22 protein-coding genes are annotated in these 24,595 nt (G+C 45.2%); 11 read left to right on the top strand and 11 right to left on the bottom strand.

What is annotated here, in order from left to right; all coding sequences use genetic code 11:
- Window positions 1–127: 127 nt before the first annotated feature.
- Entirely contained in the window at window positions 128–1,027 is a 900-nt protein-coding gene (locus GO003_RS23485; protein WP_159654997.1) for a DNA-binding protein, read from the bottom strand.
- 500 nt (window positions 1,028–1,527) lie between these two features.
- On the opposite strand from GO003_RS23485, the gene GO003_RS23480 reads away from it, so the two are divergent.
- On the top strand, window positions 1,528–3,264 hold the full coding sequence (locus GO003_RS23480) for a tyrosine-type recombinase/integrase (RefSeq protein ID WP_159654995.1): 1,737 nt from the start codon (window positions 1,528–1,530) through the stop codon (window positions 3,262–3,264).
- A 686-nt stretch (window positions 3,265–3,950) separates the two neighbouring features.
- On the opposite strand, the gene GO003_RS23475 is transcribed toward GO003_RS23480, so the two are convergent.
- The 3 genes from GO003_RS23475 to GO003_RS23465 form a co-directional block, all read right to left on the bottom strand.
- Window positions 3,951–4,502, bottom strand: a complete 552-nt coding sequence (locus GO003_RS23475; protein WP_159654993.1) for a PIN domain-containing protein — start codon at window positions 4,500–4,502, stop codon at window positions 3,951–3,953.
- Entirely contained in the window at window positions 4,502–5,605 is a 1,104-nt protein-coding gene (locus tag GO003_RS23470) for a helix-turn-helix domain-containing protein (RefSeq protein ID WP_231089248.1), read from the bottom strand. The genes GO003_RS23475 and GO003_RS23470 overlap by 1 nt, the downstream gene beginning before the upstream one ends.
- A 784-nt stretch (window positions 5,606–6,389) precedes the next feature.
- Complete coding sequence (locus GO003_RS23465) at window positions 6,390–7,871, bottom strand: sigma-54-dependent transcriptional regulator (RefSeq protein ID WP_159654991.1); 1,482 nt, start codon at window positions 7,869–7,871, stop codon at window positions 6,390–6,392.
- Between the two features lie 148 nt (window positions 7,872–8,019).
- Here GO003_RS23465 and GO003_RS23460 point away from each other — a divergent pair, with 148 nt between their 5' ends.
- Window positions 8,020–8,670 carry a hypothetical protein gene (locus GO003_RS23460; protein WP_159654989.1) on the top strand — a complete coding sequence of 217 codons (651 nt, stop codon included), beginning with the start codon at window positions 8,020–8,022 and terminating at the stop codon, window positions 8,668–8,670.
- A gap of 10 nt (window positions 8,671–8,680) precedes the next feature.
- Window positions 8,681–9,994 carry a hypothetical protein gene (locus tag GO003_RS23455; protein ID WP_159654987.1) on the top strand — a complete coding sequence of 438 codons (1,314 nt, stop codon included), beginning with the start codon at window positions 8,681–8,683 and terminating at the stop codon, window positions 9,992–9,994.
- A 285-nt stretch (window positions 9,995–10,279) separates the two neighbouring features.
- On the opposite strand, the gene GO003_RS23450 is transcribed toward GO003_RS23455, so the two are convergent.
- From GO003_RS23450 to GO003_RS23440, 3 genes are all read right to left on the bottom strand, one after another.
- Window positions 10,280–10,798, bottom strand: coding sequence for a GNAT family N-acetyltransferase (locus GO003_RS23450; RefSeq protein WP_159654985.1), 519 nt, complete (start codon window positions 10,796–10,798; stop codon window positions 10,280–10,282).
- Window positions 10,795–11,067 carry a type II toxin-antitoxin system TacA family antitoxin gene (locus GO003_RS23445; protein ID WP_159654983.1) on the bottom strand — a complete coding sequence of 91 codons (273 nt, stop codon included), beginning with the start codon at window positions 11,065–11,067 and terminating at the stop codon, window positions 10,795–10,797. Before GO003_RS23445 ends, GO003_RS23450 begins: the two co-directional genes overlap by 4 nt.
- A gap of 194 nt (window positions 11,068–11,261) precedes the next feature.
- On the bottom strand, window positions 11,262–11,744 hold the full coding sequence (locus GO003_RS23440) for a DUF1810 domain-containing protein (RefSeq protein ID WP_231089246.1): 483 nt from the start codon (window positions 11,742–11,744) through the stop codon (window positions 11,262–11,264).
- Window positions 11,745–12,572: 828 nt separating this feature from the next.
- Here GO003_RS23440 and GO003_RS23425 point away from each other — a divergent pair.
- Genes GO003_RS23425 through GO003_RS23415 form a run of 3 tightly spaced genes read left to right on the top strand, consistent with a single transcriptional unit; the run spans window position 12,573 to window position 16,943 of the window.
- A complete protein-coding gene (locus GO003_RS23425; protein ID WP_331001674.1) occupies window positions 12,573–14,612 on the top strand; it encodes a TonB-dependent receptor plug domain-containing protein in 2,040 nt (679 codons plus the stop codon).
- A 2-nt stretch (window positions 14,613–14,614) separates the two neighbouring features.
- Window positions 14,615–15,922: a cytochrome P450 gene (locus tag GO003_RS23420; RefSeq protein WP_159654981.1), complete on the top strand. Its 1,308-nt coding sequence runs from the start codon at window positions 14,615–14,617 to the stop codon at window positions 15,920–15,922.
- 4 nt (window positions 15,923–15,926) lie between these two features.
- On the top strand, window positions 15,927–16,943 hold the full coding sequence (locus tag GO003_RS23415; protein ID WP_159654979.1) for a response regulator: 1,017 nt from the start codon (window positions 15,927–15,929) through the stop codon (window positions 16,941–16,943).
- Here GO003_RS23415 and GO003_RS23410 read toward each other — a convergent pair.
- The 3 genes from GO003_RS23410 to GO003_RS23400 all read right to left on the bottom strand — a co-directional run bounded on the left by GO003_RS23410 (window position 16,918) and on the right by GO003_RS23400 (window position 20,142).
- Complete coding sequence (locus GO003_RS23410; RefSeq protein ID WP_159654977.1) at window positions 16,918–18,279, bottom strand: HAMP domain-containing sensor histidine kinase; 1,362 nt, start codon at window positions 18,277–18,279, stop codon at window positions 16,918–16,920. The two genes, GO003_RS23415 and GO003_RS23410, sit on opposite strands and share 26 nt — an antisense overlap.
- A gap of 89 nt (window positions 18,280–18,368) precedes the next feature.
- Entirely contained in the window at window positions 18,369–19,232 is an 864-nt protein-coding gene (locus tag GO003_RS23405; protein WP_159654975.1) for a type 1 periplasmic-binding domain-containing protein, read from the bottom strand.
- Window positions 19,213–20,142: a hypothetical protein gene (locus GO003_RS23400; RefSeq protein WP_159654973.1), complete on the bottom strand. Its 930-nt coding sequence runs from the start codon at window positions 20,140–20,142 to the stop codon at window positions 19,213–19,215. The genes GO003_RS23405 and GO003_RS23400 overlap by 20 nt, the downstream gene beginning before the upstream one ends.
- Window positions 20,143–20,516: 374 nt before the next feature.
- On the opposite strand from GO003_RS23400, the gene GO003_RS23395 reads away from it, so the two are divergent.
- The 5 genes from GO003_RS23395 to GO003_RS23375 all read left to right on the top strand — a co-directional run bounded on the left by GO003_RS23395 (window position 20,517) and on the right by GO003_RS23375 (window position 23,514).
- Window positions 20,517–20,804 carry a flagellar transcriptional regulator FlhD gene (locus GO003_RS23395; protein ID WP_159654971.1) on the top strand — a complete coding sequence of 96 codons (288 nt, stop codon included), beginning with the start codon at window positions 20,517–20,519 and terminating at the stop codon, window positions 20,802–20,804.
- Complete coding sequence (locus GO003_RS23390; RefSeq protein ID WP_159654969.1) at window positions 20,797–21,453, top strand: FlhC family transcriptional regulator; 657 nt, start codon at window positions 20,797–20,799, stop codon at window positions 21,451–21,453. Before GO003_RS23395 ends, GO003_RS23390 begins: the two co-directional genes overlap by 8 nt.
- Window positions 21,454–21,499: 46 nt before the next feature.
- A complete protein-coding gene (locus GO003_RS23385; RefSeq protein ID WP_159654967.1) occupies window positions 21,500–22,195 on the top strand; it encodes a hypothetical protein in 696 nt (231 codons plus the stop codon).
- Between the two features lie 151 nt (window positions 22,196–22,346).
- On the top strand, window positions 22,347–22,904 hold the full coding sequence (locus tag GO003_RS23380) for a hypothetical protein (protein WP_159654965.1): 558 nt from the start codon (window positions 22,347–22,349) through the stop codon (window positions 22,902–22,904).
- 4 nt (window positions 22,905–22,908) lie between these two features.
- On the top strand, window positions 22,909–23,514 hold the full coding sequence (locus tag GO003_RS23375; protein ID WP_159654963.1) for a hypothetical protein: 606 nt from the start codon (window positions 22,909–22,911) through the stop codon (window positions 23,512–23,514).
- 434 nt (window positions 23,515–23,948) lie between these two features.
- On the opposite strand, the gene GO003_RS23370 is transcribed toward GO003_RS23375, so the two are convergent.
- Entirely contained in the window at window positions 23,949–24,263 is a 315-nt protein-coding gene (locus GO003_RS23370) for a dirigent protein (RefSeq protein ID WP_407942129.1), read from the bottom strand.
- Between the last annotated feature and the right edge of the window lie 332 nt (window positions 24,264–24,595).

The raw sequence follows: 24,595 nt of genomic DNA, 5'->3' as shown, positions 1-24,595 counted from the left end.
TGGTCATAGGTGCTTGTTTTACAGTGCGTGTGAAAAGAACCCTATTCCGTAAGTCTTTTCAACTACCTATCTCCCAATCAAATTGGAGAGGGTGAGAAAAATACTTTCATTCTGACAATTTATGACGTTATTTCTGAATCGTACTTTTCTTGACTTTAGTCGTCAATTTTCTGATCCGCTCTTGTAGGACATTAATTTCACTTTGTAAATTAGCCTTGTCCAAGGTCAATCCTGCTAATTTAAGTTTTTCTTCCGCTAGGTTTGTTTCCAATAGGCTGACCTTGTCCCGGTATTCATTCAATTGCTGGCTGAGTTGACCTAATTTTGTTTGGGCTATTTCCGCAGCTTGCTTGTTCCTGGTGGCTTCCGATTGTAAACGATACATGTCCTGTGCCGTCTCACGGCGATGATTTTCTTTTTCTTCTTCGATCCGTTTGAACGACCACTCATGTTCCCGTTCATATTGAATATCGAGCTTCTGATATTTTTCCTTCTCTTGCCGGATTGCTTCGCTGAGTACGGCATTTTTCATTTCGACTGCGCTGACGGTCGTTCTGTAACTCTCTAACTGGGCTAATGCCGAGGCCGTTTCAGCGGCGAGACGTTCGTTTTCCTTTTTGAGGTAGGTGGCTTCTTCTTGGTATTTTTCTTCAGTGATTTTGACTAATTGGCCAATGCGGTCAGCTTCTTTCTTGAGATCTTCCGTTAATTGGTCTAATTCGAGTTGTTTAGCATCTAGCCCTGAGATCTTATCCTTGATGCTGGCTTTTGCCTCCGTTAGCGCCAGTGCCCACAGTTCAGTGGCCGCGTCCATTAAGGCTTTCGGCGTTCCAGGGTCTAGCCCTTGTTGGCTGCGGACATTGAGCGATAAGTCCTGCTTCCAACTCTTAATGGCGCTGGAAATAATCGCAGGGCTATTGACGCCAATCATCGGTCTGATGGCTTCAATCGTGGGTACTTGGCCCGATTCCAAAAAAAAGGCTTCACAGGCCTCATAAGCCTTGCTGTAAGTGCTGGTTTTGTTCATCGGTTCACCGGGTGAGAGGGCGATTTAGCCGCTTTAAATCGATCGTTTCATACTGTTCAAGGCCATATTGGCAGGATTTTACAGGCTTCCCAGTCGCCCAACCCGTTAATAAGGACGCAGGTGAGTCAAAATGCTGGGAAAACTCGTTTTCCCAGCGCTTGAACTCGGGGTCAACTTCAAGGCGATGCTTGCGGCATGAGACCTAATTACCGGACTCAATCCCTTGCAAAAAGCGCCGTTTGGGCGGTTTCTAGGCATGACGCGCTTCCCGGGGAATAAGATAGGCCATAATGAATAAATTATCCACTAAATCACTAAAATAATTCATTAATATAAATTTATATTAAATATAACTATAATTATACTTAATAGAATAAATTTCCGATTATAATAACTATGCCAGACGTCCGAACCGGATTTTTAACCAAAAACTTTGACTAAGTTATTGGTTTTGTTGATAAAAGAAATTGTCCCGTTGAGGGACAGAAAGGGGATGTGCAATGAACCTCAGTGATGCCACGTTGCTGCGTGGCTGGGCCCATTATTTGGCTTGGGAGGTACTGGAGGACCAGTTGCCAGAAGGCAGTGTGCCGGCCAGAATGCAGGTCAAGGTCTTGCGCCTGGGTCTAGCGAATAAGTCTAGGTACTATCGCCTGTCCGATTCACTTGGTCAGTGGCTGGGAGAACGCCAAACCTCCGACGAATGGCGGAGAGGGTTCCTCAAGGCATTGGACCGCCTCAATAGCCTGCCAGACCCCGTGCCTACCTTGGCAGATGAGGTGGGGCAATGGTTCGATGAACGTGTTCTGAGTGAACTACCCGGAAACATTAAGTCCCTAGCAGACTTGGTTGATTGTTTGGAAGGGACATTTGCCGGGGATATCGTTTTGCCTGAGGGGTTGGCACCGAAACTCAAAAACTTGCTGGGCTTTTTTGACAGCCATGCCCTACAACTGGGCTACCAGCTGAATAGGAAGCGCAAGCCCTTGGCCTTGCCGGTACCTCTTAGCCAAGTGGCGCCGTTGGAACGGGTGTCTATCCCTGAGGCGCTCAGTGGCTCACAGGGCAGTAACCGCGCGGCGGAACCGTGCCGAATCCAGGCAGAACATGACCTGGATGCCATCACCAGCTGGTTATCGCTCAAGGACGGCAATGCCAAAACCATCACTGCCTATAAGAAGGAACTGGAACGCTTATTATTGTGGGCGGTTTTGGCGCGTGGCAAAGCAGTGTCGTCCCTTGACACTACAGACTGTAAGGCGTATGTCCATTTCCTCAAGACGCTGGATGCTAGCAATCGCCAGTGGGTGTCCCTGGAGCCTGCCATCAAAAGCCGGGGCAACTGGAAGCCCTTTTACTACCGTCCCAAAAATACCGGCCAATCGGCCGATAGTCAGGGCAATCAGCCGCCCCAACTGGTGCTGTCGCCACGTAGTGTCGCTTACGCCAAGACCGTCATTTCCTCGTGCATGGACTGGTTAGTCAAACAAAACTACCTGAAACATAACAATTTCGACAGTATTCAAAACACCAAGTTTGCTCAAACGACCCCGCAAACCCATAACCGCGCCTTTACCCACACGCAGATGCAAGGGGTGTTTAGCTATGCGGAAAGCCTGATCCAGGGAGGAGATGCGGAGTTTGCCCTAAACCGGCGTACCCTGTTTATCCTGAAGTTTGCCTTCCATACCGGGCTTAGAATCCATGAACTGGCCGCCGCTAGTTTTGGTGACATCGAATGTCTTGAGGACGAGGCCGGCGAGCATTATTTCCTGAAGGTGGTCGGCAAGAACACTAAGGAACGGAAGACGTCTTTACCTCAGATTTTTGTCGAAGAATTGAAGGCTTATTTAAGGGTGAGGGGCTTGCCAACCCATTTTGATTTCCTTCCGCACGAAGCACCCCTTATCCCCAACTTGCGAGATAGGACCGGGCGTCGGCATCTTACCCCGGGGGGTATCCACCATATTCTGTCAGGTTTTTTTGAGCAGATGTATGATCACCTGACTTCGGAGGGTGACGCCAACCACTTGCGACTGGCCAACAAACTCAAGAAAGCCTCAACCCACTGGCTCCGCCACAGTTATGGCAGTTATCTGGCTAATGACCGGCAAGTGCCCCTGGCTTATATCAGGGATGAACTGGGTCATGCCAACATCAGCACGACCTCGTTGTACCTGGATACCGATGCAAAAGAAAGGCAACGGGTGGTAAGTGCCGCGTTTTCCGACGAATAGCTCGTTTTGCAGTGATAAAAAGACAGGTTTATTTAACGCAGGCGACCGATCGGGACAATTCATCGGATAATGCGGAAAGGGAGTCCGAATTGGCTTTTTTTATTACGCCGATTATTTCATTATGGCAATGGCCGGTGGGTCCCTGCTTGTCAGGTAGTCCGCCCAGGCAGTGATGGCATGCCAGTTTGACTTGCCGATGATAAAAAGCCTGTCAAGGGAATGGTGGACGGGTTTAATGTGTGCGGGCAAGAAAGTCCGTCGCACGTCGATTTGTCGTATAACGGAGTAGGGGAGGATAGCTAGGATAAGCGCAACTCAATGGAGACCAGTGAAAAATTAAAGGGCTATTTGCAGAATGAGGTTGGATTGATGACCGACAGTCTTGATCGTTGAATTTGATCAACTGGTTGGAATTTGACTTTCGGATATCTCTTGGCTTGGTTGATTAGAGATTGATCGTCTTGTTATGGCCAATTTGCGACATTCAGGCATCTGAAAACATCGTTCACGATCGGCTGGTTTTGGTTACTAAACTGACTTCTATGTTCGTATCTTTACACGTAAATACTCCTCTGAGACCGGTCAAAAATCCTTGGCCCATTCATTCCAAAGCCTGTTTCATAATGGATTTTTCCAGCGGAAAAACCAAAATATGACGGGAGTAATGAAACTCTGAAAGCCACCAGTTATTGCTCGGGAAACAGCCGCTTGAAATCGGCTTCCAGATTGGCCGGTCGGTCGCCAAATTGCCGCCAATACTCGCAAAGTCCCTTGATGGTTTTCATGTCGGTATGGCCGCAATTAAACATGATTTTAAGCAGTTCCAAGGTGGGCATGACCTTGGCATCGAATGCCTTGGCTAAGGCGGTCATGTCTTGGTCGTCGGTAACCACCGGTACATCTAATTCCAGCGCGTAGGCGATATAAAGCGCATCGACGCGAGAAGGACCTGGCAAGTCGGTTTGCACGTAATCCCAGATATAGCCGAAGACCAAATCAATGGCGGCTTTCTGCTTTTTACCGATGGAAGGGAAATGATTGCGGTTTTCGACGAATTCGTCTTCGTTCACCCAATAAAAGGTGTTTTGCAGCCGATGGTTTTGCAGTTCTTTGTTTACTTCCGGCAGTATATAGAGACAGTATTGGTTTTCGCCGAATGGCACGAACAGCAATGGGCGGATGGTCTTTGCCAGCCTGAGATAGGCGTTGGTGTCGACAAGTATTTTCGACTGAGCCATCAGGTCAACTCGGCGTGGAGACTCCGGGCGTCTAGTAATGGCATATCCAGCACCGTTTGAATGAATCCGGGGCCTTTGTCGTGTTGTTTCAAGTAGCGGCGAAGCAGGTCGAAAAATGGTGTGTCGAAGACGTGTTCGGCTACGGCGATGTAATCTTTTGCGCTGGGTTTGCCGTTACCGTCTCGTTCGGCGTCGGCCAATAGAGTTTCGCTGATGTTGAAATAACCTTTATTGAAATTGGTGACGGCGCCGTTGAAGCCTTTGTCTAATATGATTTCCGGCTTACCAACGTGGGAGGCATATTTGTTAACCTGGCCAATCACGGTATAGGGCGAAATGATGTGGGATGTCGCCAAGCCAATGACATAGGTAATCTTGGCGGCCGGAGAACGTTGCTTTTTGATAGCGGTGTAAGCCTGTTCGGCCAGTTCGTGCGGGAATAGCAGGCTGCCGGCAAAGGCGTCGGCAAAATCCTCGGCGGCGTCGCCTTCCAAGTTGGGCGAAAGGCAGTGGCCCAGTTCGTGTGCCATCCAGAATTTGAAGTCGTGCACATTGGTATCCAAGTTCAGATAAACCCAGGTGCTTTGCGAGTCCGGTAAGTAAATATGCACGGCGTTTTCGTGGCGCTGCTTGCTGCCCCACATGATCGGCACGACGACGGTCTGTAGATCCCGAAAACGGCGAATAAGATGTTTAAAGTCAACGGTATCGGTCTGTGCCAAGGTGATGTCTTCCCGCACCTTGGTCGCGGCTTTTTGCAAATAGTCGTAGTCGCAAGTCGGGGCTTTCAGTACCGGCGGCATTTCCAGGGTATCGAACGGCAGATGCGGCGCCAACTGGCGCAAATAACGGCCTATTTCTCTGGCCTTCTCGATATGGTGATCCTGCGTCTTAGTGCCTTTCATTTTGCGAAAGGCTACTTTCGGTTCGTTGGGTTCTTCGCTAACGACCAATTCGCTGAAGGCTAGATTGAGAAGTTTACCAAGTTGAAGTAGTTTATTCGGGCGCGGAAACGATTTATGGCTGAGCCATTGGGATACGGCTTCTCTGGAAACATCCAGAGCGGCGGCGATGGCGGCTTGGGTTAAGCCCGCTTCTTGCATCGAACGTTCTGTGTTGGTTAGGTTCAAGGATTTTGGCATATGCAAATTATAGGAGGATTCGTCAAGTTTTGTCAAGTTACCTTATCAATCTAAACGAGCAACCCACGTTCAATCAAAACTGGCTTAGTAAGTACGGCAAAACTTTGAGATTTAAGTGTCCCGACTATCAAAAATAACTCTGATCGTCTGTATAGCAACGCATATCTGCCCTTAAACCTCAGAAATGTTGACGGCAGGTGTGGGTCGATTGAACTCGGTGACGAATGGCCGCTTTCAGGTATCGGAATTCAATGACAGCTTTCCGGCGATGAATCTGAATAGCGGACGGTCAACACCTGACCCAATCCAGTCCTAGTTGTTCGTGAATTGTGTGGCATAAATTGGTTGGAATGCGGTCTTTCAAGCAATTCTTTAAATGCATGATTGCAAGCTGACCCTGTTGATGCGAATCGCATAGCGCCAAGAAATGTTTGAATGCAAGTCCTGACTTTGTTTTTTCCCTGATTTTGTCTAGAAAAAGACTCATCCCATTCTGTCGCCAGACAGGTCAAAAATGCTCAACATCCATGCCGCCATGTTTTCAGGATGAGGCTTGCCGCGAAACGATTAATTTCTGTCACAAAAACTAAAATACCAAGGTCAGCAATTAGCCGATTGCCAAACTTCATTCCGTAATATTAAGTATCATAAAGCGGTCAGTCGTGACCTGTAAAAATGGGCCGACCGTGTAGGCATTGGTTGATATGATCCTATGGCCGCTGAAGCTTTGACTATTTCAAGCCTATTACACCCCACGCTCGCCCAATTCAATATATTTTTTTACCGTTCGCCTATCCAAACCCGCAATTCTGGCAACGGTCTCGTAGCTATTGTGCTGGTCAAATAAAAAGCGGCAGTAATTTTGCAACAACTGTTGAGCTGACAGGTATTTTCCTTCGGCATCTGTTTGAACAATTCGCTCATTGGCGTGGGTAACAGTCGGTAATGAGTGGACTTGATAGCTGCCGGTAATACAAATCCGCCGAATGCATTGTTCCAGTTCCCTGACATTACCCGGCCAGTGGTACGTTTTGGGGACGACTTCCCGAATACGGGCTTCAATCCTGTCAATGAGTTCCGCTTCGGGTGAGTCAATGACCCGGTGCACTAAACTGGTGATTAATGCCCGTAATTCATCGGGATCTTGGCTGAGGCGCTCCTGTAAGTTGGGCAAGGTAATCACGTCGGAACATAAGCGGTAGTAAAAATCTTTTCTAAAGTGTCCTGATGCCATTAATTGTTCGATCGGCCGGTTTGTGGCACTGATAATCCGGCCTTCAAACCGGCGTTGCTCATGGCTACCAACCGGGCTGTACAGACGGTCTTGCAAGACATTCAGCAATTTAACCTGGATGGGAATGTCGAGTTCACCGATTTCGTCGATAAACACCGAGCCGTGCTTGCTGCATTGGGCGAACAAGCCGGGATGGTTGTCGATTGCCCCGGTAAATGCGCCTTTTTTGTGACCAAACAATTCCGATTCCAGTACACCCGTGGAATATTGCGACAGGTTGATCGCCCTGAACGATACGGTAAAGCTTTCCACAAATTTACCTGTTGAGGCATCGAAAGGAATATAACCCGAGCAACCGATCGCTTTCGCTACCCGGCTTTTGCCCGTCCCTGTCTCGCCCAGTAATAACAGCGAAAAATCCTCCATACGCTTGCACAGGTAGTTGAGGTACCACTCCGGATTAAAGGTAAAAATATTGTTCCAAAGCCGCGTTCGTAATTCGACAATAGCCGAACTGGTGCCGGAAACCGCTTCATCAATAAAGCGAAAGGCACGCTGCAATTGGAACAACAGCGCGATGGAGTGTGAAGCTTGTTGCGGGGTAAAACCTGCCAGTTCAAATTCTTCGCTAAGGGCCTTGGCAAACGGAAGAGCCAGGGCCTTGTCCCCGGCTTGTTGCTGCGCCTTGATAAAATCATCAAAGCCTTGTTGATAACTGTAAAACACTTTAACGAGCCACGCCAACTGCATCATCGCTTGGGTTTTGCCTTGATAATGACGGATATCAAAACGTTGTTGCCGGGTTAAAGTCTGGAACTGGCTGTTTATTGTTTCGATCACTAATTTTCGTCGCTCCGCAGCCGAAATGGCTTGTGGATGCAGGTTGAGCACCTGCCAATCAGCCTTTTCACGTTCGCGGCTGAAGGGGTTTACAAACGCTAACGCTGCGATTCTGGCAAAAAAGAAGTCTTGTTCTGAATTTAGCTTGTTCATTTTATGTATAGAGTGCATGCAATTTATGACTATATTTTAAACTTTAGCAAATGTATAGCCTGTTAACTCATTGTTATTTAATGCATTAAATAACTGGCTTTTTTATTGCTAAAACCTATCTGTCATCACACATTGATAGGATAGCTTTATGAACAGTTTAAAACGTATTTTTGTCACTCTGAAAGCCCAATTGGACGATGTCGCCGACGATTTTGAAAACCACGAAGCCGTCGCCGGGGTCGCCATCAAGGAATTGGAAGCTTTCCAAGGTAAAACCCGCCTCCACCAACATCGTCTCCAAGAGATGATTCAACAGTTTGAAACAAAACGGGTCGACCTGAATAAACAAGCTGAAATTTGGACGAGTCGGGCAGTTAAAATCAAGGACCAAGACGAAGCCAAGGCTTTGGAATGTGTCAAACGCTTGCTCCAAGTCCAAAAGCAAATGAAGACAATAGAGCCGGAACTCGCTAAGGCCAAGGCGCAATTCGACCAATGCCAGAGAGATTTAGCGGATATCCAGGCACAGTTACACGCATCGTACACGCAAAAAGAGGTGCTATCCGCCCGGCAAAACCGGATTCAGTTACACACTTCGTTACGTGCCGAACACGTCAACCCCTCAACCGGGGCGCAAGCGATTTTTAAACGCTGGGAACAGTCGGTCATCGGCGCAGAACTGACCAGCCCGGTAGCGACCATCAAAGACAGTTTTGCCGATGAGTTTGTGCAGGAAGAAAGCACCCTGGAATTGAAAATGCTGCTCGACGAACTCACTACCCAAACCCCCAGCGAATAGGACAATTATCATGGCTATCAGTAATTATCACTTGGCTTCGACAGAAGTCAGTACCCCAAACGAAACCGTACCGCAATCATCCAGTCGCCAAATCATCCGTTATCTGCGTTGGGCTGGCAGTCTGCTGATTATACTTTCGGCGGTCGGTTTTATGTTTCAAAGTCATGCCGATTTATTGCCCGCTTACCGTTATTGGGTGAGTTTGGCGATCGTTTTGGCGCTGTGTGTTGGCGGCTTGGTGTGCAATTATGGGTTACAGGAGCGCACCGGCGCACGCTTGTTTTTTGCGTTAGGCGCGGCCTTTTTGCCCGTGCAGGTGTCCCAAGTCAGTGCGATGGTATATGCCTACGTGCAAGGTGCTCAGGCACCGCAACCGGACTATAGCTGGCTGCAATTTGGCGATGTCCATCCGGCTTTAATTGCCGTTGATTTAGGCATTACCGTTTTGCTGTTGGTTGCCGTCAGCTACACCAGTTTTTCCATGTTGGCGAAACGTCAGGTGAAAACCCTGATGCAAGCGGCCTTGCTCGGCAATCTGGCCTTGCTTTTGCCGATTCGGGAAGGCTTTGGCTTGCCGGTAATGCTTATTGTGTTATTTGCCGCGCTAAGCCTTATCGAGCGTAGATTCCAATCGGACAGTACGATGAAACTGGCCGAAGGCCTAACGGCAAGAGCGTTGGTAAGCTTGCCCTTGTGGATACTTATCGGCAGGAGTCTGTTATACCCCTTGTCGTTCTGGCTGGCGTTGGCCGTGGCCACCATGACTGCCATCGTCGGCATCGTTGCTGTCAAGCATTACACACAATCGGCACTGGTCATTTATTTAAGCCAATGCGCCGGCACGGTTGCCGTCTTGTTGATAGGGCCGATGACCGTGCAACATTTTGGCCTACCCAATAACTTTTACACTCTGGCGATCCCGGTCGCCATCGCGCTGTTCGCGTTATCGACCCAGGTGGTTTACCACGCTAAAGCCTACCGTTCGCTGGGATCGGTATTAGCGACTGGCTTGGTTTTCACCGCTTTGTTGAGTGACCAAGCCTTTGCGCCGTTGTTGGCATTATCAACCGGCATCGCCTTGGTTGTGACGGGCGGGCTGAAATTTCGCGAAAAAGCGCCCTTCTTCCTAGGGCAGCTGAATTTACTAGGTGGCATTCTGTTTTACTGCGGTTATGTGGTCGACGCTTATAGCAACGCACCTTGGCTATTTTCAATCAGCTTAGGCTTGGCGGTACTCTTGCTGGCTTCATTGCTGGAAAAAAAGCAGCAGCTCATCGTCAATGCTGTCGGCAATTACCTGAATGAAATGAAGGAGTGGGGTTAATTGCTTAGTGCCGGAGGATTCAAGTAAAGGAAGGATCTTGTCAAGACTCTCTTGATTCTTCCTGACTTACGTACGCATCATGTCAATGTTGCCGATTAGGGAATTAAAGCGTCACTCAATTCTGAACAATAACAATAGACTTTTGTAGCTTGGCATCGAAGTCGCTAGTAAGGCCATGAAAACACCGGCCATTTCGATGAAAAAAGTGTCATCAATTTTTCAATGTCGGCGGATTTTCCGTTAATTACAACGTCGATTTTGTGCTGCCAGTTGGTTTCGACCATGTTAACTATTCCCCATGGTTTTTCTGATGTCTTTAACTAATAAAAACAAATGATAAGGGTCGGTGGGTGATGGCGAAAAGTTGAAATGCTCATAAAATGCCTTGGCTTTAGTATCTTTGGCGTGAACCAGAAATGCCCTGATACCGGCGATATCAGCCGCCTGAAGGGTACGTTGCATTGCATCTCTTAATAAACCAGCGCCGACGCCTTGCCCTTGCCAGGCAAGATCTGTAGCAAGACGAGCCAATAACATGACCGGCACTCCGTGACGTGAAAGCCCTTTGACTAACCGTTGCGGAGCATCGTCATAAGCGACTTCCCCGACAACCAGGGTGTAATAACCAATGATCTTATCCCCGCATACGCCCACATAAGTTTGGGCACCATCGCCGCGCTGACTCATTAACGCGTATCGCTTTAAATACTGATTTAAACTGTCCTGGCCGCAATCAAAAGCCTCGACACCGTGGGTCTGATGGAGCTTAACAATCTGGGGGTTTTCCGGGGTTTCCCGGTTCAATCGAAAAAACCTGGCTCGCGCATTAATCGTTCCAGTCTGGGTAAGGACTTCGGTGGAGCATCCAACGCGGCTTGAAAAGCCTCCCACTGTTCGGTAGTAAGGCTAAAGTACCGGCGATCCGCCAGGACTTCATCGGCAGCATCCAAGGCGCTTTCCAGAATGAATTCGCTGACTGATTTATGCCGAAGTGATGCGGCAGCTTGAAGCGCTTCTTTAGCTTTAGGATGAATTCTAAGGTCAATGCGATCTGTACGTTTATTCGAAATCATAAGATTTTCTCCTTTTAGACACTATAGCACGTAAGGTACGTACAATCACAGTACCATTGAGCTAAATTAGCGTTAAAAATTAGGGTTAACAACACAAGCTGTTGGCCGGGCAGATTTCCTGCGCCCACTTAAGCCAATCACTTCCGTGCCCTATGAAACCAGTCCTGGTTTATGCGAACACTAGGCAACCCAATTTACCCCTCCAGCCGCTCAATCGTTAACGGATCCTCATGGCCTGCAAAATACTTTTGAATAGCCGTAGCAAAGTCTTGGTTATCAGTCGTGGCGTGGACAAAGAGTGTCATGCAGGATAAAAACTTCAGATCATCCGGATAACCGAAAATCTGGCTGATTGAACGGCCTTCAAGGGCGTTAACCAGTCGAGTGCATTCGTGAAGCCTTGGGCCCAGTAGCGGATGCTGCAGATACGCTTCAGCTTCTTTGCGAGATGAAATAGCAAATTCTTTCGCTACAGCGCTGTGCCCAAGGCCTTTTATTTGCGGAAAAATGAACCACATCCAGTGGCTGGTTTTATGGCCCCGGCGCAGTTCCGAGCACACGTGCTCATAAACAGAAGCTTGGGCTTCGACAAAGCGTATTAAACGGTAATTATCGTCCATTTGCATGCTCCCGAGACTTTGAGCTTGTGAATCCACGTTGGAATAGGGTGATGACATGCACTCCTCCTCGCCCCTAAACGGTGTCAAAATGCACCGACTCATTTAACAGGAAGAAGCATGCCATCACCCTACCTGACTGCAAAACACCACGAGTGTTTAATCATGGCTAATTGCTTAGAGCGAAGATTTATCCTGTCAACCTATTATGCGCCCGACTCGTTTCCAACTTAGTAGACCTACCATTACATAACCGAATAACCAAAATGAAGCAGGTAACGGACTGGGTGAGACCTGAAGTAATTCCGCCATGTCTTTTTGGTTCTTTAATATCTCGATCTGGTATTTTTGTTTTTGGGTTAGCTGGTTGTAGTTTCTCAAGTCATTTCTCGCCTTTGGTCGGATTGAAAAGGCTTGAAACTATAGCTGCTAATCTTCTTCATATCCTGGTGTTGGTGAGTGCACTTCGGAGTTGAATCCGCCTGTTATATTGTATAAAATTATTGAGTTTAACGGTGTTTAATTACATTTCACTGTTACTGGCATAACGTAATCAATATATACACTATAGAAGAAGCCGAGCTTGTTGAGTTTTTTAAAACTAAAGCCGTGAAAGAAATTAATATTATTCAGGATAAGAGCAAAAAGTATCGAGTAGTAACGGGACTGGTGTGTAAGGACGGGGCATTTTTGTTCGTTTCTTATTGCAAAAAAAGCACGTGAATAGTCACGTTAGATACTCTGTTCGATACCTTAGAGTTACTTACAAAGACATAGCAATACCCATAAGAATCCTATTCGCACCATCTGAAGAAGCAACAGATCCAATGGGGCAAGAATTAAATATCGTAATAGATAAAATGGAATAACCTTTAACCATTGGTTACTATGACTGGATCCCAAAAAGCAAAATACCTGTTGATATGTTTTGGTCTGACACGAAACGTATTTGCCGAAACTGAAGATGACCTCATGTTGATTCATGGTTCTGATCAAATGCAATCAATTGCATCAGGGCGCCCTTTGCCGCAAAGCCTAAGTCCCAGTGTTACGTCGGTTATGACGGCCAAAGATATTGAGAGAATCGGTGCTAGACGCTTAACGGATGTTCTCGAATATTTACCGGGTGTACATGTAAGCAACGCCAGGAATGGCGTTAATGTAATTGGTTTTCGAGGGGTATATTCTGAGACAAACGCGCAAGTATTGATTTTAATTAATGGCGTACCTGTTCGGAATACATTATTTGGAGGTAAACCATACGAATGGAATCTGCCGGTTAAGAATATTTCACACATAGAAGTGATTAGAGGACCGGGTTCAATGCTCTATGGTGGTGACGCTACGACCGGAGTTATCAACATTATTCTGAAAACCGGTAAAGAGCTCAAAGGTGGCGATGCAGGTGGGTTTTTTGGCAATCAAGATACCTATGAAGGATGGGCTGAATACGGTGACGAATCGGGCGACATAGAATATAGCCTAGCCATACAAGGGGGTAGTACAAATGGTTATGAAGGACGAGTCAACCAAGACGCACAGACAGTTCTAGATAACCAGTTTGGAACCAATGTCTCCAATGCACCAGGATTCACAAATAATGGTCGGGGAGACATTGATGCGCGGCTAGACGTGGCCTACAAAGACATGATCCGGCTTCGTGCGGGTTATCAAGGATTTAGACATGTAGAAACGGGTATTGGAGCCGCGTATGCCCTTGATGATACGGGCGGCACAAATAATGATATCTACAATCTTGACCTATCCCTAAATAATGAAATTACCGATACAGTAACAAATAAAACGACGTTTTATTTCCTGGGGCAAAATCCAAGTACCGTTACTAATTTGTTGCCGGCCGGGACATTCGGCGGATTATTGCCATCAGGCGCAAGAAATAGTGTGTCTGGTTTCCAGGGTACAACAGGACTCACCACACAAATCAATTACGTTGGCATCAAAAAACACACGATCACAGGCGGTACAGGACTTATTTATAATTGGAATGATGGAACTAATAAAATCAATTACATCATTACTCCAACTTTTGTGCAGCAAATTCCATTAACGGAAGTATCGGCATTTGGAAGAGATCCATTGTTAGCATCGAAAGAGCGAACAAACTACTATGCGCTAATACAGGATGAGTGGAATTTCTCAACAGATTGGTATCTTACTACTGGCTTTCGCTACGACTATTACTCAGACGTATCACCCGGGTATAGTCCGCGTATTGCGCTGGTGTGGAACGTCGATTTGAATTTGACAACCAAGTTGTTATACAGCAGGGCATTTCGCCCACCGTCGTTTCTTGAGAAGAATCTACCGCTGACTCCGGGCACTACAATTAAAGCGGAGACTGTAAATACGGTTGAATTCCAGATAGAAAAAAAATGGTCGTCTGATTTATTGACGTCTGCCAATGTTTATTGGTTTAAACAAGATAATTTAATCACCTCCACTCATTCCTCAAGTGTAACCCCTGTTGGTTTTCGTAACAGCGACCCAATTGATGGGATTGGCTTCGAAACAGAAGCAAAGTACGCATTAAATAGCGCTGCGGATTTCGCTGTTAGCTACAGTTATCATGGGTTGCCATCCACTCCCTATACAGGCCTGATGCCAGAACACATGGTAAAAGGCTTAATACACTGGGATATTACCGACAATTGGGCGATTGGGACTCAGCTAAATTGGATTGGGGAACGAAAACGGCCGTCCGATGATCCGCGTAGTAATTTATCCGACTATTTTACGGCGGGGCTAACACTATCGACAAAGATAGCGAAACCAATCGAATTCACATTTAGAATCAACAATATTTTTAATGCAACTCTAAAAGAGCCAACGTTAAATCCTATTTTATTTTCGGGCGATGAATCCATTCTTGGGCGTACCGTCTTGGGACAAGTCAAAGCGACATTCTAGTCATGCTTATTTATCTCGTTAGACTCATTACAAATCCGGCAGGTGCATTAACCGCTATACACAAAAAATATGGCGACTTTGTGCAAACCAAATTTTTTAATAAGAGGCTTTTGTTTACATCAAATCCTGAACATTACGAGGAAATATTCAATCAAGAAGCGCGGGGGCTACTGAATAGAGACTCGCTTTATGAAGCCAAAAAACCAATGTTCGGCGATGGGCTTTTTAACAGCAAGGGCGCTACATGGACAAACCAGCGGCGATTAATGCAGCCACTGTTTACAAAGCAAGCAATCGCCGAGTGGCACGGCATTATGCTTAAAGAAGCCGACAAAGCGGCAATGCGGCTTAAAAACGATGGCATCACTAAAGTAAACATATCGGAAGAATTAAAAGCAATCATTCAAAGCATTCTGATTCAAGTAATGTTCGGCCAGACAAAATCAGCTAATAGTGAAGAATTATTGATGTCTGCGATTGATACCATTGTAAAAGGGTTATTTCCGCATTTGCTAACAGAGACGCTAGGTAAGGGAATATTAAAACAGCTTTTTTTTCTCCAAAACAGGCGGATGGAGAAAGCCATCAATCAATTCGTGGCCTATGTTGATGCCAAAATCGATGGCATCGAACCGACAGGCCATGATTTAATTTCGCTAATGATGAAAGGCAGGGATAGAAACGGCTCGCATATGTCGAGAGCGTTATTAAGGGATGAAGCGGTTACGTTGTTCCTGGCTGGACAAGACACGACTGTTAATACGTTAATATGGTTCTTTTACCTCATAGGTAAGCATGAGGCGGTCCATAATCGGATCACCAGTGAAATTCAGGGCCTCAAGGATGACAAGTTGACGCCAGACACTATAGAACAGTTGATCTACACCAAGGCGGCGCTTTATGAGACATTACGCTTATATCCGCAGGCTATCGCCCTTAGTAGAGATACAGCAGAGACGATTACTGTAGGAGGAAAAACGGTTCCACAAGGTACGTCAGTAATAATGAGCCTGTATTCGACCAATCGTGATGGTAGGTGGTGGGAGCGGCCAAACGAATTTCACCCAGAACACTTTTTAAACAGTGGCGTTACTCCGCGCCATAAATACACGTTTCTGCCGTTCGGTGGTGGCGTGCATAATTGTGTTGGCCGGCATTTTGCCGAGTTGGAAATGATGGTGATTATTGTCACCGTGTTACGAGAATTCACAATTCTCGTCAACGAAGACATTAAACCAACCGTTAGTATTACGTATAAGCCTGAGAGGGATGTAATCGTTTCAATTACACCAACTAATCAGACCATGTAAGTACATGTCGAAATCAAGCCCTCCACAGTTGACTATAGATACAGGTCATCATGGTGGACAATTAAAACCTTTAGCGAAGACATTTATAATGAAAGTGATTGTTGCCTCAAGTGACTATGAAATCAGCAATGCGATCACCAAACAATTCCTGGGTGTAGCAAGCGCAAGTACATCAGTCATAGAGACAATCGATGATTTCATTGAGGCCTTAAAGAGCGATGAATATGATTTCATTGTCACAGATTATTCGTTCGATGGCACTGATATATGGCAGTTATCTAAACTGGTAAATTCGAAGAAATTGATTAGGCATGCGGTGCCAATTTACTTGATAAGCGAAACTTGTGACACCGAAGTACCGCTTATTCTCGCCAAAGAACATCACTTCCACGTCACTTCAATTGCTGACTTGATAGAAAATCTTCAGATGGCCCATAGCGCCGGATATGTTCGCGGGCGGCGAGGACAGGTCAAGGCCAGCGTTCTAGTCATCGAGGACGATGAAGACGCCTCGGAAATAGTATTTGAGGCCTTAAAATGCGACTATGAGATTGATACAGTTCCAGACGGCGAACAAGGTGTAGCATTATGGAAAAAGAAACGTCACGATCTTATCTTGCTTGACTACATGCTTCCGGGGCGCAAAGGCGATGCAGTGCTATCGGAAATAATGGATTTAGATAAGAACCAGCCAGTTATAGTAATGACGGCCTTTGATAAGCCAGAATATAACAAAGACTTTATCCTGAACGGAGCCAGTCAATATTTGCCAAAACCGTATACATTGATGGAATTAAGAGCGCAATGCGGTAGCCAATTAAATAAAGCAAAACTCATTTATCAGGACTACTATCACGACCAGAAACAGAAAAAATTGAGCAATTTAGTCTGTGAATTGGAACGAGAGCTAAAGGGTAGCAACATAGAAAAAGCAAGACGTATTATTGATGCAATTAAAATAATCTTACCGCAGAGCTTATCCGAAGACGAACAAGCTAGGATTTGGAGTTCGGTATCCTGATTGTGAAAACAGAGCCGCAGACGAGGTTTGGCTCAACAGAAATGTCGCCGTTTAAACGTTGCACGAACTGTTTTGTTATTGCCAACCCAAGGCCATGCCCACCATAGCGCCGGCTTAGACTCATGTCTACCTGCCACCATGGATCAAAAATTTGATCGCAAAACTCAGCGGGTATTCCACAGCCGGTGTCAGCAACCTCAATAATTAAAAAAGCTTGGCTAAGTCGCCATGTCAGCGTAATGACACCATCTGTGGTGAACTTGCACGCGTTGCTCAATAAGTTATTCAAAATATGCCGCAAAACCTCGCTATCCGATACAAACAGGGCATCAGAGCCAATGAGCTGTAGCTGATTTCGATTGCGGTTAAGCAAAGGGGTAACATTCTCTGCGCACGCATTTATCAGAGGGGCAATTGCAATAGAAGTCAGTGCCACTTCATAACGGTCAGCCTCTAGCTTGGCATGTAACAGAATATTGTCGATTAAATTATTCAAGTCATTAACGCGAACCAATGCCTTTGCATGTAACGCTCGATTATCTGTGAAGGCAGGATCATCCGGTAAACGCTCAGCCAATAGTTGTAAATATCCCCCTATGGCGTGTAAAGGCGTCTTCATTTCGTGGGACACCATAGACATAATTTGCGCCTTATACACGTTGGCGGTTTCGCTGCTTTCCAGCGCTATTTTTAATGCACTCGTCCGCTCTTCGACGCTTTTCTCTAGCTCTGCTTCTGTAGTTTCGATATTAGCCAACATTTCATTTAGCGTAATTCTCATGTTATTGATTTCGGATGACCCCGAAAAATGAACTCGATTTCCTCGCTCTCCTACGCTTACCTTATTGAGGACCCTTGCCATTTCCATCAAAGTCGAAGTAAATAGTCGTGACAACCGCCTGACAATGACTATAAAAAATAACGAGAAAACGAGAATAATCAATATTGAGCCTAGTAAAAGCTTCTTCATGACTAAGTCATATTCAGCTTTCGATATGACTAATTCAACGTACCCTAAGTAGCTTTCTTGGTAGATAGGCGAATAGAAGCACCAGGAGTCTCGGTTATCCGCATCACTGGGTTCTTCAGTGCGAAAAGCCGGATTTAGTTCGCATACAGACCGGGTGCCATAAGAAGCTAAAATCTCTCCCTGATTATCGTAAATCGTTGCGCCCAATACGTTCTTGTCAGACGCAAAGCTATGGGTTACGGATTCAGACTGTGATGTTGAGCCTAAGATTACAGAGTATATGGCTGAATCAGCAAATGTTGCGGTATGTTCTCGCCAGTAATGGCTTGTGTAGTCGTTGATGTAATTGGAAATCAACTTGTTCATGAATCCGATCAAGAAGCATGACGCCAGGAAAATGGAAATGAAAATCAATAGATTGAACCGCTGTTGTATGTTGTAGCGGTCGAGCAGGCTCATTTGATTTTAAAGGCGAATGAATCTAACACACTCGGATCGAACTCAATGGCAAGGTGTTGGGCAACCCGCCGATTCAGTGCGTATTTAATGACCTTAATGTTTTCGTAGACAGGTCCAGAACTTTCGACCAAGCGGCCTAATTGCTCTCCCAAAGCAAAATAATCAGGAAAAACGGCCATGAGAGCGCCATTCTCCAAGTGACTTAGGTTGGTCGATAAAAGGATGATTTTTTTATCCCATGCGACCTTAGTTACTTCGTACAGAATATTTTTTGGTAAGTTCGCAGGGATAAATATTGCATCAGAGGGCGTGGCTTCATCCAGTAACCGGCCAAGGACACGAATGGTCTCTAGCGAATCAACCCCCTCCCTTACTTCCATGACGGCAGAGGACTTTAAATTAGATGACACATAATCAATGGTCTGAAAATTGGATTGTTGAACAACAAAGAATTTTTTGATTGACGGCAATAATCTAGCTAAGTCTTCAACCAACGCCCGATTATCAATCGCCAAACCTACACCACTGTATTGGTCCCGATTAAAGTATACCAGTCCTGCCAACGTTCGTTCTCGATAATGAGTTCTGTAAATTGTCTCAGCAATCCCCTTGCCAAGGGCGATAACACGGGTTGAATGCGACCCATCAAGAATGGCGCTTAAATTATTGTTATCGCCAGTAGACTCTATTCGTTGAACATGCCTATTGATGTGCTCGATGCCTGCTATTACCTCAGTGTATGTCGGATTCCCTAAAACCTCCGTCGAGTAAACAATGACTACCTTAGGGTCTTTTGCGAATGATGAGCAACTGAAAAGGATAATAATCGATTTCAATAGGTTATAAATCTCTTTCCGCATTCTTCATCTTTAGTTGCTTCAGTTCCATAATCAGAGGCATCAACTCATGCCCAGTTAAATCCCTCATTCGCCAATACTTAGCTGATTGCTCACCTTCTAGCCAAATGGCAATAGCATGTACCGTTTTTTTTGCCAAATCTATTGCCATTCGCGGCTGCATTGTTCGCTGACTTATCTTGTGGCGATGAATTGCCTTTAACAAACATTCAATTGGGTCAGCTAGCCCATCTTTAGTTTTCCCTTGATTATTGTTCAAACGTTTCAGAAATTCAGTAATTGGTTTATTCAGACCGAGCATTATGAGAGAACCGGCTAATACACCGGTTGTAAAAATATCCGATTTAGGGAGTAAGCCATCTATTAATAGAAGTTCGTTTTTAAATAATTCAATAGCCTTTTTCATGTTGATGTCCTCGCGCTCTCTGATTGATCGTTTGTCTTGTAGAGAGCGTTGACGGCCCCTTAGCGCGATATGAATAGCCTCATTGATAAATCCATTACGCAGTCTCTCGGAAACAAAGGTCAGCCCCAATTCGCTGTAGGCGGCTTTCACTACTTCATGTGGCGGTAGCGCCTCAAATTGCTTTGCCTTCGCTTTAGTGCATAACGTCTGAAAATCTAATTCGGTCATGTCGAAGATCAAGGCCGTTAGGTAATCAGGTTTGGACAGCGTGCCGGTTACCCACGCTTCCTTCCGCCGCTTCCCGGTTAATTTGAAGAGCGTAGTGCCGACCTTCACTAAGACTACGGTGAATGAATAAGCATACAGGGACGGAATCTGTTGAACAAAACCGTAAAGATCGCCTTCATCAACATCAAAGAATTCAGGTTCGCGTACATCAAGCCAATCAGAGAATGACATTCGCAAAACGGCGCAACCTAAGTCGCTAATAGGATAGACCATTTTCATAAAACCAAATTAAAAAAAATTAATGTATTTGCATTCGTAACTTATTGTTGATATTATTTTTTTCGACGTTAATAGCATACATAAAACATGATGATTTGAAAGGGTCACGGTCAAATCGTACCACGAGGATTGACAAGGACTACGAATTTTTAGGTGCTAAAAAACAGCAACCTCCACGATATTACATAACATGCCCATAACAAAGAACGGCAGTTTAAAAAAAACGCAGCGGACTTTATATCGACTGCATAAATCAATTTAGATAAAGTGCATTACTTATTAAAAGAAATGCTCGTAAATGGAACGCGACATAGGCCCAATCATTTGGTGCCTCTGGGAATATTTTAATATCAAATGATAGAGGGGCTTTGTTTATGAGTCTTTTGAATGAAGATTTGAAGGCTATCAACCTTCAATTTTTGATGCTCGCTAGAGAGTGTTCAAGAAGCAATCCTATGGAAGCTATGTGGCGGTTCAATCTCAGCGATAAAGAGATTAAGAACATATCCTCCTTATCCATGGATGAACTTAAAACTTTGTCAGACTGTGGAAAAGCAATATTTCGAATCCCAGTCACTAAAACGCCAACCGGTATAACTTCCAGTATTGCCGCAGCCTTGATCCACATTCCAAGATCGAATCAAGAGTATGAGCATGACTGAATCTCACTTACGTCTGACTCCGAAAGAGACAGATATCATAGGACTTAGAAGAAAGATCGATCTTGCTAAAGGGATTATAGAAAAAGGGGGGAGACCCTCTATTGTTCGAGCTGTTTGTCAAGTATCCAAAGCCTCGGCACTTCAATTCCACAAAGAGATTCACGGTAAAAGACCAAAGGCAGGGCAATTACCGTATGATCCGGAATGGATCATAAAGTCGCCTCAAAACTGCCTGCATGCATCCATCTATTTCAACATCTATAAGATGTTATCCAAAACTAAAAACCTCAAATCATCAGAAACGGAAGATGCCTCCAATCATATAACCAAAGGGGAGATTTTTCTTTCTGCCTACACGCTTTATGAGGAAGTGGTAGGGGATAGCCCAAAGTTACTTACCATTAATCGCGCCTGGCATATCGGCCAGCAAGTGACAATGTCTTACATAGGAGGCAAGACTTGCAGTTGCTGCAAATCTACATTCGTTTCAATCCAGAATTACCCTGATATTTATAAATTATGCCCATTGTGTAACTCGACCAGAGACACCCTAGGAAGGAAAAAATGGAAGTTTCCGCAAATTGACGCCACTAACAAGTTGGAATTCGATATTTATTCAAAATACATATTTCATTCGGAGGCTATCTGATTCTTTTAAAAATAGTTTGGGTAAAGGATCTCCAATAGACTGAACCATGGTTTGGGCGGTCAGAGATGATAATGTTGAGTTGGGGGCCAATTGTGGTGAGTTTGTTGTCTTGAAACGTAAAAATGACGCCATTCTGATTGAAGCCATAAAAGATAATTTTGGGTTTGAAGATTATCATCACGTTGCGATTTTTTTGGGTGTGAATGATTCTTTCGTGTCCCAGGTTCGTGCCGGATCAAAGAAATTAGGATTAGGGCTACGACTGAAAGTCTTGGACCGACTTGGGCGCGTGAATGCTGTTAGCCTAATGGAGAAAATTGCAACGGAAAGTATTGGGAAAAAGCTTTTAGAACTACATTTGGAAATTGCACAAAATCAAGTAAAACTGGACGCGACTGGAAATGGCGTGAAAAACTCGTCCGCTCAAGTTGCAGAGGAATTAGTTGCGCTAAAACTAGCCAATGTCGATGAGCGAGAGAATTATGCTGCCGCACTTCTTACAGCTTTCAAATATTTTTTTCGATACAAAACAAATCAAGCCGTAGGAGACGATATAGGTCTTGATTCATCAACGGTATCAAAAATTCAAAACGCTAAACTCGCAATGGGAGAAGAGCCGCTGCTGCGAATGCTTTACAAAATGGAAAAGAGCTTTGATCTAACAATAATAGACAAATCAATAGAATCAAATGATTTCTTGTTAAGCCTTATAAAAAATTACAAGCAGCGAAACGCCAAATAAATTTTTTATTGTTTCACTGCGAAATTGACCAAAAGCCACTGGATCCGGAAATTGCATTCTACAGGGTGTATGCAATAGTAAATTCGAGAACACACGACAAACAGCTCTCTGTTGATGTTAGGGGATAGGGATGATGAGATTGATATGGTTAATGATGGTGGCGATTGGGGTATCCGGCTGTACTCAAGCTCAGCGATTTGCGCTGATAAAAAACGCCGAGCTCGATGAATGTGCGATGAAGCGGATGGCAGAATCTAAAATCAATGGTCAGCACGGATACTTGCAAGCTCATCACGAGTGCCACCAGATTGTGAATTTTCAGAAATTTCGAAAGATGAATCTGGTAAGACAATCCCCTTCGGAAAGGGAGAGGGTTGCAAAAGACCCATTAGGCGAGGACACAATATGCTGGGATTTCGTAAAAAGTCTTTATATTGATGAACATTATCCTGAGATGAAAATTGAGAAGAATGGACCTTGGGGCCGTTTGCCCACGGAACGTCGAAAAGCAATCCAAGAGCGCAATGCGCTGCTGAATGTGCTGCCAGACAAATTGGAAGAAATACCCAACGCAAGGCTTATCGAAATTTATGAGCTGATGGCGGTTAATTCTGTTATTGGGCATGCCAACGACACGCTTTGCAATAGCAATGGGTATCGCGAACTGGAATCGGCCATTGGTTTAGAACTTAAACGGCGCAAGGGGTAGTCGTATGCAAAAAAAAATCATTTTAATTCTTTTGCTACCGATTTTATTGTCGGCTTGTTGCATTGATCGCACGAATCAAGATCGGTTGAGATTGTTGTCGATCGAAGAGTGCGCGGAAGAAAGGGCAGGCAATTCAGCTTTTGGTGGTGACAAAAGTTCTCAGCTTATTCGTAAAGAATGTGAGCAGTTGCTGGTGTTAAATGAAAATTATCAAAGGATGAGCAATCGGAGCTATTCAAAAAGCGCAAAACTCACCTATCCGGAAAATCAAAAGTATTTCAATGAAAATACATGGCGCCTAGTGACTGATCGAATCAGAGAACGGCATTACCCCCAATACCTTGCGCCTGAAGAGGAAGTGGCAAGAGCAATGGCGCTGAACGAAAAACAAGCTCAAATAGGAGATAAATCCGTATTGAGAGTTTATGAGCCACGCCTTCTGCCAGTGAGTCCCTATCTGATGAATTGGAGGGAGTTGGGCAAGGCAGATGATTCAATCAGTGATCTGATGTATGAGAATAGGGATAACAAGCAGCTGTATGGATCACTTGCGGTGCTTCAAACGATCGTAATCGAAGAAAGAATTAAAAAAGAAAGATCGAGTCACTAACTGGCCCAGTGGGAGCGAAGCTACAATTTGACGACATTTGGGCTGAAAGCCTTGTGTGTCAGGGCTTTTAATCAGAGTCTCTCGAAAACCTACATTTTTAAGACATCGAACCAGATATCCATCTGCCACTCAAAATACCGGATTTTCATCGCTCAAAACTGTCTCCTGAAATAAATTCCCAAAACTTGATGTTCCGATGCGTTTTGGGAAACGCGGAGTAGAGTCGTCTAAAGTGGCTTTTGCTTATATGTCGTCAAATTGTAGCTTCGCTCCCACTGGGCCAAATTGGTAAATACCCCGGCCGGCAGATATTGGCCGTAACCAACCTTATATTTTATTAACCTTCTTAAAACTGATTTCTGGCTTTTTCAAAGAAGACGGAAGGATTGCATGGTGATCAGGCCATTATGTGGCTAATAAATAATTCTCGAATACTATCTAATCCAATAGTGCAAAGTTTGTGTAAAAGTACCATCTCCATTATTGACGGATTCCATTTGCCCGCTGATGCCCGCGTATTGGCCTGTGCCACCAACAATCGCTATGTCTGATGCCCCTTGATCCAACTCCCGTCCCGCCACCTGGATGCTGCCGTTTTTGAGTGTCAAGGTCCATTGGCATTGAAAGCTGTGACCCATGCGTGTGCGTATGCACGTGCCGCTGTTGTTGCCGATCTGCTCAGCCTTTTCGTTTAGTAAGGGCTGATCGAAGGTCAGGATATCGCCCGCCGAATCACCTGGCTCACCTATATCAATGAATTTAGCTGTGTGAATTCTCGCATCAGCGCAGCAATTCTCAATTTAGCCAATGCTGGTAAACTGTGATGTTTTTTTCATATCCGTAAACGGACGATGGCTTACCCATTTAACCCAAAAGAACAATTCACGCAATCCCGCTGGGTCGAGCGAATCAGGCAAGTTTTCGAAAACAGTGCCCGACGGTCCTAGTGGAAGTGGCGTTCGTTTACCAGAAATACACCATGGTCGATGCAGCGCTGAGTGCGTTTTCGGTGTTTTTCATGCAATCGCCCTCGTTTCTGGAGTATCAGAGGACGATGCAAAAAGAGCGCGGCAAGAATAAC

Origin of the sequence: Methylicorpusculum oleiharenae (assembly GCF_009828925.2) — a bacterium.
Lineage (GTDB): Bacteria > Pseudomonadota > Gammaproteobacteria > Methylococcales > Methylomonadaceae > Methylicorpusculum > Methylicorpusculum oleiharenae.
This window is presented reverse-complemented; position numbering and strand designations above follow the sequence as displayed.